The organism is Vallitalea longa (assembly GCF_027923465.1).
Lineage (GTDB): Bacteria > Bacillota > Clostridia > Lachnospirales > Vallitaleaceae > Vallitalea > Vallitalea longa.
Window position 1 is genome coordinate 986,090 of sequence record NZ_BRLB01000001.1, and the last position, 19,282, is coordinate 1,005,371.

Sequence of the window (19,282 nt, forward strand, 5' to 3'; positions counted from 1 at the left end):
TTTGTTATTTATGTTATATATCATGTTTAACTTAGCTTGTATTTATCTATGGATATCTAATACTTTTACTCTAATAACTCCATTAGGAGTCTCAACTTCTACTAAATCTCCAACTTTTGAACCAATTAATGCACTTCCAACTGGTGACTCATTAGAAATTTTATAATTCAAAGGATCTGCTTCTGTTGAGCCTACGATTGCATAATCGATCTCTTCTTCAAATTCTAGGTCATATATCTTTACTTTACATCCTACACTTATTATATCTAATGATATTTCTTCCTCGTCTACTACTTCTGCATTTTTAAGTATTTTTTCAATTTCTACAATCCTTGTTTCAATTTCGCCTTGTTCTTCTTTAGCTGCATCGTATTCTGCATTTTCTGACAAATCACCTTGTGCACGAGCATCTTTAATCTTTTCTGCCACATCTTTTCTTCTGAACACTTTTAGATTCTGTAATTCATCTTCTAATTCCCTTAATCCACCATATGTTAGTATTACTTTTTTGTCAGGCATCTTGCTACACCCTTCCTCTTAATATATTTTATATAATAATAAAAATAAAACTAGTATAACTCAACAATACCACTTCTTATGATAAATACGATTATCAATGCTTCTGAAAGCTTATAGGTGGATAAGTCGAGTAATTATATGAACTTATTTTTATTCTCTGTCTATGTTTAATAATATCTTGTCTATCAAGATAAAAACACTTAATTAATATATACGAATAAATCAATTAATTAATTATTATATCAAAACCATTAATACAACATACAATCATAATGACTCCCCAATACTGTATTTATAATTTTTGTATTGTTATATTATTCATATTCAAGGTATTATAACTTAATAATAACCAGTTGTCAATATTAAAATAATTCTTGTCAATTATAGGATTGCAATTCTTCCCCCCTCTGATATATATTTCCAATTCTCACATGGTATTTGCTTTTAATTTTAGACAATCTATCGTACATAGTTGTTTTGTACCCATACAAGAACATGCTTCTGAGTAATCTGTTTTCATTAAGTAAAATACCATGAAAAAGTTCTTTGCTCATCAAATGACCATTAACATGCATATCTACATCTGTTATTATATTAATATCATTTCTTTTTATTAAAATATTTTTAATCTTGTCATCATCTGAAACAAAATCAATAATATATGAGCTTTCATCAAAGGAGTAAAATATTTTATCTCTATCCCTATTGCAGTTTATTATAATATCACTTGAAATTTCCTGATTAACATTATAATTAGTTATCCCAATAGCCAAACCTGTTTCTTTATAGATATCTTCAATCTTCTCTTCAAATATCTCAGGTTTCTTAGTGACTATTGTTAAAGAATTAATTCCTTCGTATATATGATCTATAATAAATCTAGTTTTACTATTATCTCCATCTATTATAACAAAATTCATATCTTTTAATTCTTTATTTTTCAAATTGATTATTTTTTTTATTATTCTATCCATGTACAAAAATTGAACAACTTTCTCGTCTGCCACTATCGACTCGAAATCTTCTCTGTAATTATCTAGTTCTCTTGGAATCACTAGGGTATTGATATTATGGATTAATAATCTTCTATTGAATTCCTCAATAATACACTTTACATAATCAGTATCATTGATCTCTTGTTCTAGAATAGGTAATCTAATATCTAATCCTACATTATCTAGATATTCTATTTCGGATATATTAAGAGGTAATTTATTGATTATATAATTCCTAACAATTTTCTGTGGAAACAATCTTATAAAAGGATTTCGGAAATTGATATCCCTTAATTCAGTGTTGCAACTAAGAACCGCATATTTCTTATACATATAAACTCACTTCAATTTATGTTTTAGTATAACTTATTAACATAATCAAGTTTTTATACATGTTTTTTGTAATTAGAGAAACTTTATCTCTGATATTTTTTCTTTTAATTCTTCCATAGATTCAATATTATTGATTTCATTTCTTATATAAGACGAACCATACAATCCTTTTGTATACCATCCAATATGTTTTCTTATCTCTCTAGTAGCTGTATATTCACCTTTACATTTTGATAGCATTTCTAAATGTCTATAGATTGTGTTAACTATTTCACTAGCACTTGGCTGAGGTAATATTTCACCAGATTCTAGATAATGAATTATCCTTCGAAATATCCAAGGATTACCTTGTGCTCCTCTTCCAATAAGTATGCCGTCACAGCCAGTTTGATTTATAAGCCTTTTTGCATCTTCTGGTGAGAACACATCACCATTACCTAGAACTGGTATTGCAACTGCATCTTTTACATCTTTTATTATGCTCCAATCAGCTTGTCCACTGTAATACTGTTGTCTAGTTCTACCATGAATTCCAATGGCTGAAGCACCGTTTTCTTCTGCTATCTTAGCAATTTCTACAGCATTGATATTACTTTCGTCGAATCCTTTACGTATCTTAATTGTTAATGGCTTATCAATTGCAGTAGAAACTCTTTTTACTATTTCTCCAATTAATCTAGGATTCTTCATAAGAGCTGAACCTTCCCCATTATTTATAATTTTTGGCACGGGACATCCCATATTAATATCTATTATATCGATAAGCGGATTTTCTTCTGTTATTTTTTTTGCCATATCAGCCAATAAATCTGGGTCAGAACCAAAAAGCTGAACAGCTACTGGACGCTCTTTTTCGTCTATCTGCAATAATATTTTTGTGTTTTTATTGTTGTAATATATTGCTTTTGCACTTACCATTTCTGTATAAACTAGAGCACAACCCTGTTCTTTGCACAAAAGTCTATATGGTAAGTCTGTAATTCCAGCCATAGGAGCAAGCATTACATTATTATCAAGAACTATATTACCTATTTTCATCTTCATAACATCAACTCAGCTTATATTTTTTTCGTGTATAATTTTTAGTCCCTTTAAAGTTAACATAGGGTCAAAGACGTCAATAGCGTCTGTTTCAGGATATATTATTTTTGCAAGACCACCTGTCGCAACTACTTTCATATCAGGTAGTTTCATTTCTTCTTTAACTTTCTTGACAATATATTCAACTTGTCCAATATATCCATAGACCAATCCTGCTTGCATACTGGTTATTGTATTCTTTGCAAGAATGGTTTTTGGTTTTTTAATTTCAATTTGTGGTAATTTTGCAGCTTTCTGCCATAGAGCATTGGCACTTATCTTTAATCCAGGAGAAGTTATCGCTGCATTAAATATCCCATCTCCAGTAACAATATCAAAAGTAGTAGCTGTTCCGAAATCTATAACAATTGCAGGACCTCCATATATATAATAGGCACTTACAATATTAACTATCCTATCAGCACCTACTTCTTTTGGATTATCTGTTCTTATGTTAATACCTGTTTTTACTCCTGGTCCCACTATAATTGGATTGGTATCAAAATATTTGATGATTCCATTTACAAGTGAATACATAATATTAGGAACTACAGAAGCAATAATCACATCTTCAACTTCTTTTATGTCTATTCCTTTATGTAAGAATAAATTACACATGAATATTCCATATTCATCTGATGTTCTAGGTGTTTTAGTTGTCATTCTCCAATTTGCTACTAATTTATCTCCTTCATAAACTCCTAATACAATGTTAGTATTACCGATATCAATAACTAATAACATTTAATCACTTCCTTATAAATTATCTATTGATTAAATAATAGTGGGTAACATTTGTTATCCTCACTATAAGTCTATATTATTTTCTATAATAAGCTTTTTTGAGTGCAATAACTACTCCTATAGATATTGCTGTAGCTATAACCGCTTCTGCCAAACCATTTGTTCCAGCCACATATAAAACAAAGGTTATTGCCGCTTGTCCCGCTTTATCCTCTAAAAAATCAGCATATAGTAAATATATCATACCTAATACACCTATAGTATTGGTAAAACTTCCAATAAAAGCTCCAAAACCTATTGCTATGGTATCTGATTTTTTCATTTTACTTAGTAGATTTTTTATTAACTGATATGCATAATATGATGTTATTCCTATCAATGCTCTAGGCAATACAGAAATAAGCGGATTCATGAATAATGGCTCTATGGGTGTAGCAGGCATAGTAAATGCTTTGATTAGAGTTGCAACACCAAACCCTATACCAACTATTAATCCCATGATAGGTCCTTCAACTATTGCAATTATTATTGTTGGAATATGTAATAGAGTTGGACTTATTGGTGGTATTGGAATCAAGCCTAAAGGTGTGTATGCTAGAATAACGGTAATGGCTACCATTACAGATGCTAATACAAGTTTTCTAGTGGTAACTTTCTTTTTCATTTTTTAACCTCCTGTTCTCATTCCCTAAGGATACAAGACATTTTATAAATTATTTTTACTAGATAAACTAAAAAATATCAGTCATATTATACCATAATTTCAATCAATAACAACTATTTTTTTCCCCGATTTCTGGCATTCTATATTCTATGATTAACGCAAGCTCCTGTTCTTTACATTTAGACATTACTACATGACGTACCATAATCTTATCTCTCGTTTATATTTTAGTCTTCACCTAAGTAAAATACTTTAAAATACGTTTCTAATGATTCCCATAATTCTTTTTTATCTACTTGCAACTGTTTTATTTTTAGAGCACTTCCTATATCATCAAATAATAGATCATTATCATCAGCTTCTACTTCCAAATACAAATCTCCGTTTTCTTCAAATCCTATGGTCAGTATTCCTCCAACATCCTCAGTATATAGAACTGAGAGTATTTTCAGCTCATCTTTGATTTGCTGTGGAAGTTGGTCAAAGTCTTTATTAAGAAAATATTTTTTATTGTAAACATTGGAAACTGAAAGTATTACTCTTTCATCAAACATATTACTCAAATCCTTTCGTTATTTTTAGCTTATACATATCCGTAAATTCCTCTTATGGATACTTCACCTGATGTAATTTCAATGTCTTCCCCTTGAGGATCGGTTATTATCAGTTCTCCTTTACGAGTAACTTCTTTTACTATTCCTTTCAAGTTTTGACTTCTACTTGTAACTTTAACATTTCTGCCTATATTGATACAGCATTCATTGTATTCTGCTATTATGTTCGTTAAATCTTCTGTCTCAAGATATTTTTTGTAATACACTTCAAATATTTCAAGAGTCTTATTTATTATTCTTTTTCGCTTATATATTTGATTTCCTTCTATCATTAACGATGTTGCCATTTTATCTAGTTCTGGAGGAAATTCTTCAATATTTACATTGATTCCGATTCCCACCACAACAAAATTAACATAATCTATCTCTGAATTCATTTCAGTTAATAACCCACATATCTTTTTCCCACTAACAACTATGTCGTTAGGCCATTTTATAGATGCTTCCAGACTAGTTATTTCTCTAATGGCTTTACATACAGCTAGTCCAGCAACTAATGTCAGCATTGATGCGTTTTCAGGCATAATATCAGGTCTTAATATTATAGACATCCAGATACCTGTCTTAGGTGGAGATACCCAATTTTTTCCCCTTCTACCTTTTCCAGCAGTCTGCTCTTCTGCAATTACAACAGTTCCTTCACCAGCACCTTCTAATGCTAATTTTTTGGCTTGTTGATTAGTCGAGTCCACACTATCATAGCTAATTATTTTATTGCCTATGACATTGGTATTTAGATTATAATGTAATTCTTCTTCATTAAGTATGTCAGGAGATGATACAAGTCTATAACCTTTTCTTGTTACAGATTCTATTTCGTAACCTTCTTCTCTCAAATGATTTATAACTTTCCACACTGCGGTTCTTGAAACTCCTAGATGTTTACTTATCTCTTCACCAGATATATAATCATCAGCTCTATTTAATAATTCTATTATTTTCTCTTTCAATTGACTTCCCTACTTTTTATTATCTTTTTTATGTATTATAACAAAACAGGATAATTAGTGCAATTAATTCTATATCAGCTTGCATGTGTAATATAAAGAAACAAGGTCAGAATGGAAGTAATTTGGGTTTTGAGGTAGACCTATAAAAATAGATCTTCAGTTAGTTACTTAAAATATGCTATTGAAACATATTTTTTATTTTTTTAATACTATGACAGGATCAGTTTTAAGTAATTTACTATTTAAAATAGTATTTGTTTGCCAAACAATAATAAAAGTACAACAGATTGCAAAGATAACTTGTAATAGTGAAATAATAGTCTTTGTAAAGATTATTTCAGAAAATACAGTTAGCAATGAAACCACAAAAATTGTCGTTATAGCTGAAAGTATTGATAATTTAATGCTTTCATATAAGAGCATTTTCCTAATTTGCACAATAGAATATCCAAGAGCCATCAATATTCCAATTTCTTTTGCTCGTATACCCGATATTTTCATTAAAAGTATAACACATATAAATATTGAAATCGAAACAATTAAAACTGTAACCATATTAAAAAGCATTTTTAATTTTTCAAATGTGATGCTTAAACTTTCTACTTGGTTTGATGCAGTTTTAGGTTCAAACTCATTCTCTAAAAGAAATTTTTCAACCTCCAACACTTTATGAAAGGTTTTGACTTTATAGATGACTGATACAGGATTTTCAATATTTTTTAATGTAGAATAGAATTTTTCCTCAACATTAGAACCAAGATAGTAATCATCTAAGCTATTGTTAAACAATCCACTTATAATCAATTTTTCAGTGAATTCACCCGAAGAAAAAATGATTTCCTGTCCAATAAGTGTGGTCATATCGAAAGCGAGTTTTTTTGCAAGACTTGGAGATATAGCAATTTCTCCATCTTTCGGCATTGTCCCCCTGTTAATTGTTTCTGTTGCAATGTTCCCAAAAGATTTTGATGGTAACTCAACTTTTGTGTCACCTAAAACAATCGTACTCTCTGGAACTGTATATTGTAAGTAATGATTTTCAATTTGAGGATTATTTTCAAGTAAAGATAGAAGCTTATCTGGTTTTCTCTCATTATTCAGATGTATTTGTCCCCATGCAAACGCTGTGTTTTTTTGTTCAAATTGATCTATTTTAGCATTAATAATATTTTGGGAAGAAAATGACATCAACACAGCAGAAATTACTATGGTGACTGCAAAGGCAACTCCAACAAACTTTTTAAAATGTGCTTTAAAGTTTAATGCAGCTCTTTTTTTCATGGAAGGAGTAATACTTCTTTTGTTAAATACTTTTTTATTTCCATCATTTTCTCTATCTTCTATTGATTTGATACATTTACATTTACCGTCTTCAATTGTGATTATTTCATCTGCAAAATCACAAATTTTATTATCATGAGTAATCATTATGACAGGTCTTTCTTTTGCGATTCCAGAAAAAATTCTCATTATTTCATTAGCTGTTTTCCTATCCAATGCCCCAGTTGGTTCATCCGCCAAAATGACAGATGGATTACCAACCAATGCTCTTGCTATTGCGACTCTCTGTTTTTGTCCACCAGAAAGATTTTCAATTTTTTCGTATGCCTTTTCTTTAATCCCCAAGATTTCTAAGAGATTTAAAGCTGATTTTCGATTTTCATTTTCATCGTTAAGATACAACTCAGCCGCAAGCATAATATTTTCTATAACGGTATATCCTAAAATTAGATTATATTCTTGAAATACAAATCCAATAGAATCTTTTCGATAATTAGACAATTGTATTTCTGAAAATTCTGAAATGTCTTTACTTTCAACTATAATTTCACCAGTATAATCTCTGTCAAATCCTGCAAGTAGATTGAATAATGTGCTCTTACCCGAACCAGATGCACCTAAGAGACAAGTAATACCATGATTTTTAAATTCATAAGAAAAACCTTCTAAAATATAGGTTTCTCCATATTTTTTTGAAATGTTTTTTAAATTTATCATTAACGATCCCCCGTTTTTAGAGCTTTTATAATATTTACATTGATAGCCAATAGACTATTTTCAATAAAGCAGAGCAATATAACGCTTAATACCATAAGAACTTCAAGTATAAGTGATATATTTAGCAGTAATGTTGCAATAATACAAACAGCACTACAAAGCAATAGCATAGCCATATATTCAATAAATGTAAGTCTTGTAATACTTGATTTTGTAAATCCGTTTAATTTATAAATAGCATATTGTTTTTTTCTTGTTAAGCTCAATACGAAACAAATAGATAACGAAGCAAACAATGAAATTGCAGCAATCAACGCATAAGAAATCTTCATCTGAACATCCGTTTCGTTTTGCAAACCAACCATATCACGAATGAACTCTATTTGTCCTAAAGGAACAATTCCTTGTGACATCAGTTCGTCATAAATCTCAATACATTCTTCTGGAGAATTTGGAGTAATCGTAAATGACATATTCATATCTGTGATTTCTGCTTGCTTATACATGTCTTCCATAACAACAAGAGAAAAAAATAAATCATCCTCATCTGCAAATGTTTCAAATCCATTATCTGTTTTTAATGTATAAGATGTGTCCGCAACTCCGCATACATTAACTGTAAAAGAAACAGGCATTAATACAGGGTTATTCTTTTCATGATTATACACTCCAGCATTAAAATGAAGTTCTTTACCAATAATACTTTCATTCGTATGTCCCATTTTTTCAACTAAAACTTCCGGTAGTACTACTTCATATTTACTGTTATCTACATTCTTGCCAGAAACAATTTTATTAAAAAGAGGAGTAGAACCCGAAGTATCAATAATAAAATCTTTCCCTTCCATAGTTACAACAGCATCACTAATGTTCGATAACGTAGTAATTCCTTTAACACGACTATCAAATTGATATTTTTCTAAAAAGCCAGATATATTTTGATCAACACCTTGTCCAGAAGAACCATTCACAAAAGAAGATAAAATCATCAAATTGTAAATAGAATTACCTTGTTTTGAAAGTATTTCAGATAAAGGATTATTACTATTATCAAGTTCTTTTTTATTTGTATCACCAAAAAATCCATCTACACTAACCGCAAGGCAAGACGATGTAATTACTATAGCAATTATCAGGGATAACATTTTTAATAACTGCCTTTTCAAACTAACTTTTGCCAAGTTATAACTTGACTTAATTGACAAATTAAGCCTTTGAGAGGTGTTTGAATGCGATTTTGATGTATAATTAATATTTTCGTTTCGACATAGTACACCTTTATCAAGTTCAAATACAGAACAATTATTTTTTATTAGCGATATATCATGAGTTACAATGATTACTGTTCTTTCCTTTGCAATTGCATGCAAAATGTCTGATATTTCTTTTGCCGTTTTTGCATCTAAAGCTGAGGTTGGTTCATCAGCAATTAGGACTTTTGGATTTTTCATTAATTCTCGAGCGATAGCCACCCTTTGTTTTTGTCCACCCGATAAGGTAGATACTTTTTGATGTGATATTTTTTTTAGATTGAACTTTTTTAGAATTAATTTTAGTTGTTTATCACAGTTTTTATTTTTAATATATGTTGGTATAAGAATATTTTCTTCAACTGAAAATTCATCAATCAAATTAAAATTTTGGGCAATAAATCCAAAATCATTACCATATAGCTTGGCTTTTTCATCTGTAGTAAAAGTTTTCAAGTTCTTCCCATTATAAAAAGCTTCTCCCGAATACTCAGAATTCATTGCAGATAAGATTCTGAGTAATGTGGTTTTTCCACTTCCTGAAGCACCAATAATATAATTCATACCACCTTCAATGTTTAAAGAAACATTAGATAGTGCTACTTCATTATCAAATTTTTTTGTAATATTTTTAATTTCAAACATAAAATTACTCCTTATCTAAACTTTTTTCTATTTTATCAAATTCTTCATTTATTAATACTTTCCATTGATTTTTACCAAGAGCACCTACATGGGCATCTGTAATGACATTTCCCTCATTATCTACAAAAAAGCTCTCTGGAAAGGCTTGAATACCTTTTAATCTTCCCAATAACAGTACATCGTCAGGAATAATATTAAGATATAAGACACCTGTCTTTTTAATAATTTCCTGTGCAATTTTAAAGTTATCATCATTGATATCATCGGTATTACCAATATCCATACAAATACCAATAATATTGATCTTTTTGCCTTCACTTTGAAACTCATCTCTAATGGTATTAAGTGGTAGCATCTCTTCTATACAATAAGAACAAGTGGTAGTCCAAAGATTAACCATAGTCAAATCATAATCCTTAAATATATCTTTTGTAAGAATGTTACCATCAAAATCTTGTACAGAAAAATCTCCTAATGGTATTGGTTCAAATGTATTTTCTTCTGTTGCTGATTGGCTTATATTTTCAGATGAATTCGTATTATCCGAGTTGTTTCCACTGGTACAAGCAGTGAATGCACAAAAAACAACTAATGTAGTTATTAAAATTAGTATTTTTTTCATATTATTTATTCTCCTTTGATTTGTTAAAATAAGTATATTCAATTGCTCCAGTTGGACAGGCTATTTTACATTTAGCACAGCGAATACATTCTAAGCTGTTAGCATTTATTACAGGATTGCATCCCATATCGCAAACTTCTTTGCAAATTCCACAATTAACACATTTTTTTGTATTCACCTTATATTTATAAGCTGCTATTGGATTAAACAGAGAGTATACTGCTCCAAGAGGGCAAACATATTTACAAAAAGGACGGTATACAATCATAGAAACAAGACATGTTATAATGAGTATAGCAACTTTCCAAGTGTATAGAAAGCCTAATGTAGAGTGAAATGTTTTATTTAGTAATACTAATGGAATTCCACCCTCTAATATTCCCACAGGACAAATAAGTTTACAAAAATAAGGTGTACCTTGACCTATAATATCCACTACAAACATTGGAATAATAATAACAAATATGGCAAAAATTAAATATTTTAACTTTCTTAAAACTTTATCACCTGAAAAAGTTTTTATTTTCCATTTTGAGGGCAAAGGAACCTTATGAAACAAATCTTGTATTAACCCAAATGGACACAAAAATCCACATACAAACCTTCCCATAAATGTACCAACTAAAATCAAAAATCCAGCAATGTAAAAACTTGCTTTATATTGATAACTTCCTACTACCGCTTGTAACGCACCGATTGGACATGAAGCAACTGCTCCAGGGCATGAATAACAATTTAATCCAGGTACACAAACATTTTTAATATTGCCTTGATAAATTTTTCCACGTACAAATCCAATCAGATAGCTATTTGTAATCAATAGCCAAAGCCCTTGGAAAATGTGCCTTTTTCTTTGAGATTTTTTAATCAATTTCTTTTTATCCAATACCAACACACTCCAGACATATATTGATTGCTTTTTGAAGAACAATAGAAATTTCATTCCTATAAATTCCTATAACAACACAAATTATACCAACTAATATTAATCCAAAAGTAATTAAATTGTTTATTGTTTTATTTCTAATCAATATTTCACCTCCATGTATGATTGTGTTTTTAGTAAAAAGACTTAATATAAATTTCGTGTTAAGAAAAAATATACTTTTATATAACAAAAAACTTCTTCTACTATCCATTTAGGATTGCAAAAGAAGTTTATCATGTTCAATATAAATTTCGTGTTAAGCTCAAAAACAAATTTCGAAAATAGTGCCGTTAGGCGAATTATTTGTTACAGATATTTTAGCGCCATGTTTTTGCAATATTTTTTTACAAATAGCAAGACCTAATCCGTTTCCCTCATTTTTTTTATTTCTGGATTTATTAATCCGATAAAAAGGTTCAAATATGACTGCCTTTTCAGTATCTTCAATACCAAATCCAGTATCCCATACAAGAACTGTTTTTCTTTTAGCGTTAAATGAAACTCCTACTTTTGAATTGTTTTCACTATATTTAATCCCATTTTGTAAAAGATTATAAAAGACTCGTTCTAAAAGAGCATCATTACCTGTTACAAGAAATGAAGCTTTCTCTATTTCTATTTCAATATTTTTTTCCTTAGCCAATGAATATAATTCCTCGGACACATCTTGAACTAATACAGACAAATCAATTTGCGAAATATTTTCTAAGGGGATGTCTTTACTAAACCAAAGCAAATCATTAATTAGATCAGCAAGACGATTTAGTTGTATTGATAAATCTCTTGTGAATTTACTGGTATCAATATTGTCTTCCATTTTAAAAACATCAACTTTTGCTTGCAAAACAGCAAGAGGGGTTCTTAATTCATGAGCTACATCACCACTGAATTGTTTTTGCAAAAGAAAAGATTTTTCTAAATTTTGGCTCATTTCGTTAAAGGCGATTGTTAATTCATATATTTCATCTTTTATCTTAGGCAAAGGCAATGTATCAGTCAAGTTAGTAACATTTTTCCCTTTTACACTCTTGGTTAACTTTTTCACTGATTTAAGAGCATGACCTGCCATAAAATATGTGCATGTCGAACCAATTACAATAACAATCAGCATATACCCTAAACTCTCGAGTTGAAAAGTTCTCTGTTTGTGCATAGCTTCATTTTCTGTGGCAGGAAAGCTTTCTATAAGTTCTATTTTATCAGAAAGATTTTCTGGATAAACTACGATGGATTTAACCATTCTATTTGCTGATAAATTTATTACAAATGTTAAGATAATACAGGCAACTGTTAACAATATACTGGAAAGTAGTGTTAGTCTAATTTGTAAATTTATTTTATTCATGGAAGTATATACCCTTCTCCAATTTTTGTAACAATAGGATCTTCTCTCATTACATTTTTTAATTTCTTACGCAGAGCTGACATGTGAACTCTAATACTATTACTGAAAATATCTACACTTTCATCCCATACATGTTCAATTAATTCTTGTTGCGAGATAAGTTTACCTTGATTCAAAAGGAAATATTCAAGTAGTGCAAGTTCTTTAGCTGTAAATTGAATGTCAGTTTTATTAAAAGTTACCTTTCTTGCAAATGTATCAAACCTCAATTCATTATAGCGCAGTATATTAGATTTTTGAACAAATTCACGATGCAAAAGCATACGAATTCGTACTTCCAATTCTTCAAAATGAAATGGTTTTGTCATATAGTCATTAGCACCTAAATTAAATCCTTTAAGTTTTGAAGAAAGCTCATTATTAGCAGAAAGAATTAATACTTTCGAATTTGGCTTTTCCTTCATTAATTCAGTTAAAAATTCAAATCCATCTAACCTTGGCAAATTTAAGTCTAAAACTATAAGATCGTATTGTTCATCTATAGCTTTTGAAAGTCCACTTTCGCCATCCTCAGCACAGTCTATACTAAACCCTTTTATCCTTAACCCTTTTGCTAAAGTTTCAAGTAAGTCTGTTTCGTCCTCTATAAGTAAAATTCTCATCTTGTTCCCCCTAAGAAATAATAAATAGATATACCTATTAATTATATCTCGTTTAATAAATTTATTCAATATAGGTAATGTAAAACTTATGCATGAATTCTTTTACTATTTGCACTTTTCTTAGGATATTTTCCCTTAGCATTACTATCCCTTTTATACCTTACCATTCTTTCTTTACTTCTTTCATCCATTCTATATCTGTTGACCAAGTATAACGTCTTTCTTCAATTCTCTCATGTCCTTTTTCTTTTCTACTTTTACCGTTATTTTCTTTTCAGATCCTATATCTAAGTTTCTTAGTTCATATTTTGATAGTCCCCACCATTACAGCTTTTATAGTATGCATTCTATTCTCAGCTTCATCAAATATTACCTGTGAAAACTCTTCAAATACCTCTTCTGTTATCTCATTTCCTTTTACCGCTGGTAAACAATGCATACATAGAGTTTCTTTTTTACCTGTTTTACTTAACAGTCCTTTATTCACCTGATAAGGCTTCAACATTTTAATTCTCTCTGCTGCTTTTTCCTCTTCTCCCATGGAACACCAAACATCAGTATATATAATATCAGCTTGTGCAACTTGATTTACGTCATCAGTTATAGTTATACTACTATCTGATTCTTGAGCATATATCTTGCACTCATCTATTAAATCATCTACAGGCCATAATATTTCTGGTGCGATTAAAGTAAAATTAATTCCCATTTTACTACATCCTATCATCAAGCTGTTAGCCATATTATTACGTCCGTCTCCTATGTATACGAAGTTAAGTCCTTCTAATTTTCCAAATCTTTCTTTTATTGTTAACAGATCAGCAAGGATTTGCGTTGGATGATATTCATCTGTCAATCCGTTCCATACTGGAACACCGCTATACTTAGCTAATTTTTCTACATGTTCTTGAGAAAATCCACGAAATTCAATACCATCAAATAGTCTTCCAAGAACTCTAGCTGTATCTTCTACTGATTCCTTATAACCTAATTGAATGTCATTTTTTCCTAAGTATTCAGGATGTCCCCCTTCATCTATACACGCTACTGTAAAGGCACATCTTGTTCTAGTTGAAGGTTTTTCAAAAATCAAAGCAATATTCTTTCCTTTTAGACCTTTTCCTTCAATTCCCATCATTTTCTTTCTTTTTAGATTTTCTGCTAAATCTAATAAATATTCAATTTCGACTTTCGTATAATCTTTCAGCGTCAATAAGCTTTTACCTTTTATATTAACTGGCATTGCGCTCACTCCTTTATGTATATTTATACACTATTTTTTATTATTATTCTATAAATATTCATTTTTGTCAAGTCTTTTATTGTATAAACGTAAATTATTGCTAACTACATATATAATTTCATAAGCAAAAACACCTTATTCACAACAGAATAAGGTGTTTCATAATAAAATTATGCTTATAATATATGCTTATATATATAACTACTTGCCAAATCTCTTAAAAATAAAATATACTCTTTATCAGCACCCTTGTTACTAATAATCAAAGTAGTTACAGTATTAATAAGATTATCCAACTTACTTTCACTGATACTATCCAAATCGTAACTTTTCCTAATCATTTTATCTATCTGTTCAGTATGTCTTTTATGAAAATTAGAATACGAAAACAAATTTTCTTTTACTGATTTATCTTTGGCTTCAATTACTTCAAGTCTCAATAAATCAAATCCAATACCCTTTTTCTTTTCCATTTCTTCATATAAACAGAGTATATAATCAATAAATAACTCTTCATTTCCTATAGATGAGTCTATTAAGTTATCCAGTACATTCATAGATTCATACCATAATCTATTAAAAACTTCATACATAAGTTCTTTTTTATTAGGAAAATAATTATACAGTGTCCCTACAGCTATATGACAATCCTTAGCTATTTTTCTCATATCTATAGCATCAAATCCTTGTTCGTTAAATATATTTATAGCCGTTTTTATTATATTTTCCCTTAGGTCCTTAATTATTTTAGGCATTGATTTACCCCCTTAAGCTGCTTTTGAGATTTTTTTATCTCCATCATTCAATTTGTTTAACTCCTTATTAACAATTATACCAAGAATCATTGTTAAAATAAAGGTCATAACATCAGCTATAGGTTGTGCTGATAATACACCATTCAAATCAAATAACTTAGGTAAAATCAATAATAGTGGTATCAACATAATACCTTGCCTTGAAATAGATAGTAACGCTGCCTCCTTAGCTTTTCCAATCGCTTGAAACAACATATTAATTACCATCGAATATCCTAATACTGGCATCGATATAGCCCATATTCTTAATCCTTTTATTGCAATATCTGCCACAACTGGTTCCGGTCTAAAAATCATGACAATAGGTCTTGCAAAAATTGTGAATACCGCAAAAACAATTACACAATAAATAGTGCTCACTTTGTTGCTTACTTTAATGGCATCTAGTACTCTTTGATATTTTTTAGCTCCATAATTATATCCTGCAACAGGTAAAAACCCCTGTGTATATCCTAATAGAGCATAAAATCCCATCATAAATATTTTAGAAACGATACCTATCGCCGCAACTGCTTCCGTACTATAACCTGTAGCTGCTTTGTTCATCAGTCCTATTGAAATACTTGCAAGTAATTGTCTTATCAATGTAGGTAACCCAATCTTAAAAACCTCGCTATATATTTTTTTGGATGGTTTGAATCTACTTAATTTCATTCTTACAACACTTTTTTTTCTTATATAATAACTAAGTAAAAATAAAGTTGTTATCCCTTGGGCAATAATAGTTGCTAAGGCAGCTCCTCCTACTCCCATGTCAAAAACAAAAATGAAAATAGGATCTAGTATGATATTAAGTACCGCTCCAAGCATTAATCCACACATTGAAGCTATTGCACTTCCCTCAGCCCTTAACATGTTATTAAGAGCCATGTTGCCTAGTATGAATGGTGCTCCAACAAATAGAATTGAAGTATAAGCTAATGTGTAACTTAAATTATCACTGTTAGCACCGAACATATTGACAAGTGGATTCAGGAACACAAGACCACAAATTCCTAAAACAATACCCGATATCACTGTTGTTATATATACGACAGTAATTGTTTTACTAGCTTCTTCCTTTTTACTTTCTCCTAACAATCTAGAAGTATATGAAGAACCACCAATACCAAATAGTTGACCAAATGCTACTAATATCATAAACACTGGAAATCCTACTTGTGCAGCTGACATTGCATTAGTTCCTATCCAACTAACAAACATCGTATCTACAAAATTATATACTGCATTGACCAGCATACCAATTATTGCAGGAACCGCCAACTTAGTAATTACTTTTGATACTTTTCCGACTCCTAACATTTTACTTCTTGCATCTATTTGATCCATTTTTATCTGTCCTTTCTGTATCAATTAGTTATATGAACATGTTCATTTAATTTCCATTAATATTATTATATGAACTTGTTCATATAAAGTCAAGAGAATTTTTATAATTTCCTTGACTTTTTTTACATAAGTGTGTATTCTGTTTATATCAACTATATACAGCATAAAGTTTCTAGTATAAGAAAAAAACTTATGTATCTAATTGAAGAATTAATCTTAATTTGTGGCATACTATTACTGATGTCACAAAAGAAAAAATACAACAAGAGGTGAGTATAAATGTTAGAAGTTAAAAATTTAACCAAACAATTTGATAAAGTCAAAGCAGTCGATGATATTAGTTTTACAGTAAACGATGGTGAGATAGCTGTATTATTAGGTCCCAATGGTGCTGGAAAAAGTACCACCATTAAATCTATTGCTGGACTTCTTAGATATGAAGGAGATATAACAATCAATAATATGAATAACAAAACAGTGGAAGCCAAGAGAATATTTGGATATGTACCTGAAGCTCCTGCTGTATATGATACGCTTACAATATACGAACATATCAAATTCATAGCTTCAGCTTACAAAATAGAAAATTATGAAGAAAAAGCAAAAGAATTATTAACGACTTTTGATTTATGGGATAAAAAAGATAAGCTAGGTACGAGTTTATCAAAAGGAATGAAACAAAAAGTTAGTATCTGTTGTTCTTTATTATTAGATCCACAAGTTATCTTATTTGATGAACCTATGATCGGTCTAGATCCAAAAGCCATAAAAGAGTTAAAAGAATCTTTTGTCAAATTGAAAAAAATGAATAGGAGCATATTGATAAGCACACATATTATTGACAGTATCGAAGAAGTGTGGGATAAAGCGTTAATTATGAAAGCAGGCAGAATCGTTTTATCTAGAACCAGAAAAGAGATAGCAACAAATAATGAAACTCTAGAAGAAATTTTCTTTGACGTAACGGAGGCATAATCATGAAACCATTATTTTATATTATGAGAAGATCTTTCATAAACAGTATAAAACAAATAATCAGAAAACCTTCATATTTAATATTTTATTTATTTCTTATTATTTTTATAGGTGGATTTTTGGTTGTCAGTTTTATCATGCCTACACAGAATGTAACAACTACTCCAAAGATTTCATTTGAATTGATATCAGCTATGTTTGTATTGATAATAACTTATTTTCAATTGAATCAAGGTATAGAAAAAGGAAGTAGTTTTTTCAGACAGTCAGACGTTAATATGGTATTTACCGCTCCAATATCCAGTAAAAAAGTTTTAATATATGGATTCATCAAACAGATGCTTGCAACATTTTTAATGATATTATTTATAATATTCCAGATACCTAACTTAAAGAATTATTACCCTATATCGACAGTTGGAATTGTCATAATCATTTTCTCCGTATTTGCTTTGTTTTTCAGCATGTCCCTTATTTCTTTGATTATATATTCGTATACATCAAAAAGAAAAAGCTATAGAACATGGGCAAAAAGAATCATAAACGGTATCTATATCGCTTTTATCACTTGGTTCATAGTAGTCCTACTTAATGTTAAAGATGTATTAACCGCAGCGGGAAATGTTATGGAAAGCAAGTTATTTAATGCGATTCCTGTAGTAGGTTGGTTTAAGGTAGTCTTATCTTATTCAGCTAAAGAATTAGATAGAACTTTTTATCTTAATGTTATATTTATAGTATTAACAATAGTATTACTTATAGTATTATTATATAATCTTAACACTGATTATTATGAAGATGTACTTGGTGCTACTATAAGAAAAGAAAAATTATATGCTGCCAAGAAATCCGGTAAAGCAGTTAGAGAAATAAAAGCTGATAAAATCAAACAAGTTAATCAAGGATTCGGTTCAGGAGGAGCTAAAGCTATATTTTATAAGCACCTTATAGAATACCGTAAAAATGGTTTTTTCTTTATCGGTAAAGATACCATCGCTGTAGTAGTTTTCGGTATAGCTTCAAGATATTTTATGCCTGATTCAACTATGACAACTGTACTTTATTTCAGTATTTATATGCTTTTAATCTATTCTATGCAAGGTAAATGGATTGAAGAAATGAAGTTGCATTATATATATTTGATTCCTGCTAATTCCATTCAGAAGATATTCTATGGAACACTAGCCAATCATCTTAAAAACTTGGTTGATGGGATTATATTATTTGCTATTGCAGGATTCATGTTCAAAGCTGATATCATAACAATCATATTAAGTGCTCTGACATATACCACATTCGGTTCATTGTTCGTATATAATGAGGTATTGGCTAGAAGGCTTTTCGGAGCTAAACATAGCAAAGTATTTAAGCTCATAATGAAATTAATACTTATTGTAGTTATTATAACTCCAGGTATAGTTGCAGGTTCCGTAATAGGATTTATGTTCTTTAAAGGAACTGTATATTCTATATACGTTAATTATTTTATTATGATAGCCTATAACATTCTGATTTCATTTTTATTATTATTATCAGGTAAAAGAGTATTTGAAATTTCCGAAATCTAAAAT

General features: G+C 29.8%; 19 protein-coding genes. 2 read left to right on the forward strand and 17 right to left on the reverse strand.

All coding sequences use genetic code 11. The features are described from left to right. Window positions 1-42: 42 nt before the first annotated feature. From greA to QMG30_RS04300, 17 genes are all read right to left on the reverse strand, one after another. A complete protein-coding gene (gene greA / locus QMG30_RS04220; RefSeq protein WP_281812527.1) occupies window positions 43-519 on the reverse strand; it encodes a transcription elongation factor GreA in 477 nt (158 codons plus the stop codon). 377 nt (window positions 520-896) lie between these two features. Beyond that, the gene (locus QMG30_RS04225) at window positions 897-1,847 is read right to left on the reverse strand and encodes a hypothetical protein (protein ID WP_281812529.1); all 951 of its coding nucleotides are present in this window, start codon (window positions 1,845-1,847) and stop codon (window positions 897-899) included. Window positions 1,848-1,919: 72 nt separating this feature from the next. After that, complete coding sequence (gene dusB / locus QMG30_RS04230; protein WP_281812531.1) at window positions 1,920-2,891, reverse strand: tRNA dihydrouridine synthase DusB; 972 nt, start codon at window positions 2,889-2,891, stop codon at window positions 1,920-1,922. Window positions 2,892-2,900: 9 nt separating this feature from the next. After that, window positions 2,901-3,671 carry a type III pantothenate kinase gene (locus QMG30_RS04235; protein WP_281812533.1) on the reverse strand — a complete coding sequence of 257 codons (771 nt, stop codon included), beginning with the start codon at window positions 3,669-3,671 and terminating at the stop codon, window positions 2,901-2,903. A 76-nt stretch (window positions 3,672-3,747) separates the two neighbouring features. Continuing rightward, on the reverse strand, window positions 3,748-4,335 hold the full coding sequence (locus QMG30_RS04240; RefSeq protein ID WP_281812535.1) for an ECF transporter S component: 588 nt from the start codon (window positions 4,333-4,335) through the stop codon (window positions 3,748-3,750). 227 nt (window positions 4,336-4,562) lie between these two features. Continuing rightward, window positions 4,563-4,889, reverse strand: coding sequence for a DUF6145 family protein (locus tag QMG30_RS04245; RefSeq protein WP_281812537.1), 327 nt, complete (start codon window positions 4,887-4,889; stop codon window positions 4,563-4,565). A gap of 29 nt (window positions 4,890-4,918) precedes the next feature. Beyond that, on the reverse strand, window positions 4,919-5,899 hold the full coding sequence (locus tag QMG30_RS04250; RefSeq protein ID WP_281812539.1) for a biotin--[acetyl-CoA-carboxylase] ligase: 981 nt from the start codon (window positions 5,897-5,899) through the stop codon (window positions 4,919-4,921). Window positions 5,900-6,094: 195 nt separating this feature from the next. Then, entirely contained in the window at window positions 6,095-7,897 is a 1,803-nt protein-coding gene (locus tag QMG30_RS04255; protein ID WP_281812541.1) for an ABC transporter ATP-binding protein/permease, read from the reverse strand. Beyond that, complete coding sequence (locus QMG30_RS04260; RefSeq protein ID WP_281812543.1) at window positions 7,897-9,792, reverse strand: ABC transporter ATP-binding protein/permease; 1,896 nt, start codon at window positions 9,790-9,792, stop codon at window positions 7,897-7,899. The genes QMG30_RS04255 and QMG30_RS04260 overlap by 1 nt, the downstream gene beginning before the upstream one ends. Before the next feature lie 4 nt (window positions 9,793-9,796). Further along, complete coding sequence (locus QMG30_RS04265; RefSeq protein ID WP_281812545.1) at window positions 9,797-10,414, reverse strand: TlpA family protein disulfide reductase; 618 nt, start codon at window positions 10,412-10,414, stop codon at window positions 9,797-9,799. 1 nt (window position 10,415) lies between these two features. Then, the gene (locus QMG30_RS04270; protein WP_281812547.1) at window positions 10,416-11,300 is read right to left on the reverse strand and encodes a 4Fe-4S binding protein; all 885 of its coding nucleotides are present in this window, start codon (window positions 11,298-11,300) and stop codon (window positions 10,416-10,418) included. Next, on the reverse strand, window positions 11,293-11,445 hold the full coding sequence (locus QMG30_RS04275) for a CD1871A family CXXC motif-containing protein (protein WP_281812549.1): 153 nt from the start codon (window positions 11,443-11,445) through the stop codon (window positions 11,293-11,295). The genes QMG30_RS04270 and QMG30_RS04275 overlap by 8 nt, the downstream gene beginning before the upstream one ends. 159 nt (window positions 11,446-11,604) lie before the next feature. Next, window positions 11,605-12,582, reverse strand: coding sequence for a HAMP domain-containing sensor histidine kinase (locus QMG30_RS04280; RefSeq protein WP_281812551.1), 978 nt, complete (start codon window positions 12,580-12,582; stop codon window positions 11,605-11,607). Window positions 12,583-12,683: 101 nt separating this feature from the next. Continuing rightward, window positions 12,684-13,349, reverse strand: a complete 666-nt coding sequence (locus tag QMG30_RS04285; protein WP_281812552.1) for a response regulator transcription factor — start codon at window positions 13,347-13,349, stop codon at window positions 12,684-12,686. A gap of 301 nt (window positions 13,350-13,650) precedes the next feature. After that, window positions 13,651-14,592: an ornithine carbamoyltransferase gene (gene argF, locus QMG30_RS04290; protein ID WP_281812554.1), complete on the reverse strand. Its 942-nt coding sequence runs from the start codon at window positions 14,590-14,592 to the stop codon at window positions 13,651-13,653. A 176-nt stretch (window positions 14,593-14,768) separates the two neighbouring features. Continuing rightward, a complete protein-coding gene (locus tag QMG30_RS04295; protein WP_281812556.1) occupies window positions 14,769-15,347 on the reverse strand; it encodes a TetR/AcrR family transcriptional regulator in 579 nt (192 codons plus the stop codon). A gap of 12 nt (window positions 15,348-15,359) precedes the next feature. After that, the gene (locus tag QMG30_RS04300; RefSeq protein WP_281812558.1) at window positions 15,360-16,736 is read right to left on the reverse strand and encodes an MATE family efflux transporter; all 1,377 of its coding nucleotides are present in this window, start codon (window positions 16,734-16,736) and stop codon (window positions 15,360-15,362) included. A 279-nt stretch (window positions 16,737-17,015) separates the two neighbouring features. Between QMG30_RS04300 and QMG30_RS04305 the strand changes: the two genes are divergently transcribed. Continuing rightward, entirely contained in the window at window positions 17,016-17,711 is a 696-nt protein-coding gene (locus QMG30_RS04305) for an ABC transporter ATP-binding protein (RefSeq protein WP_281812560.1), read from the forward strand. Between the two features lie 2 nt (window positions 17,712-17,713). Further along, window positions 17,714-19,279 carry a putative ABC exporter domain-containing protein gene (locus tag QMG30_RS04310; RefSeq protein ID WP_281812562.1) on the forward strand — a complete coding sequence of 522 codons (1,566 nt, stop codon included), beginning with the start codon at window positions 17,714-17,716 and terminating at the stop codon, window positions 19,277-19,279. Window positions 19,280-19,282 lie beyond the last annotated feature (3 nt).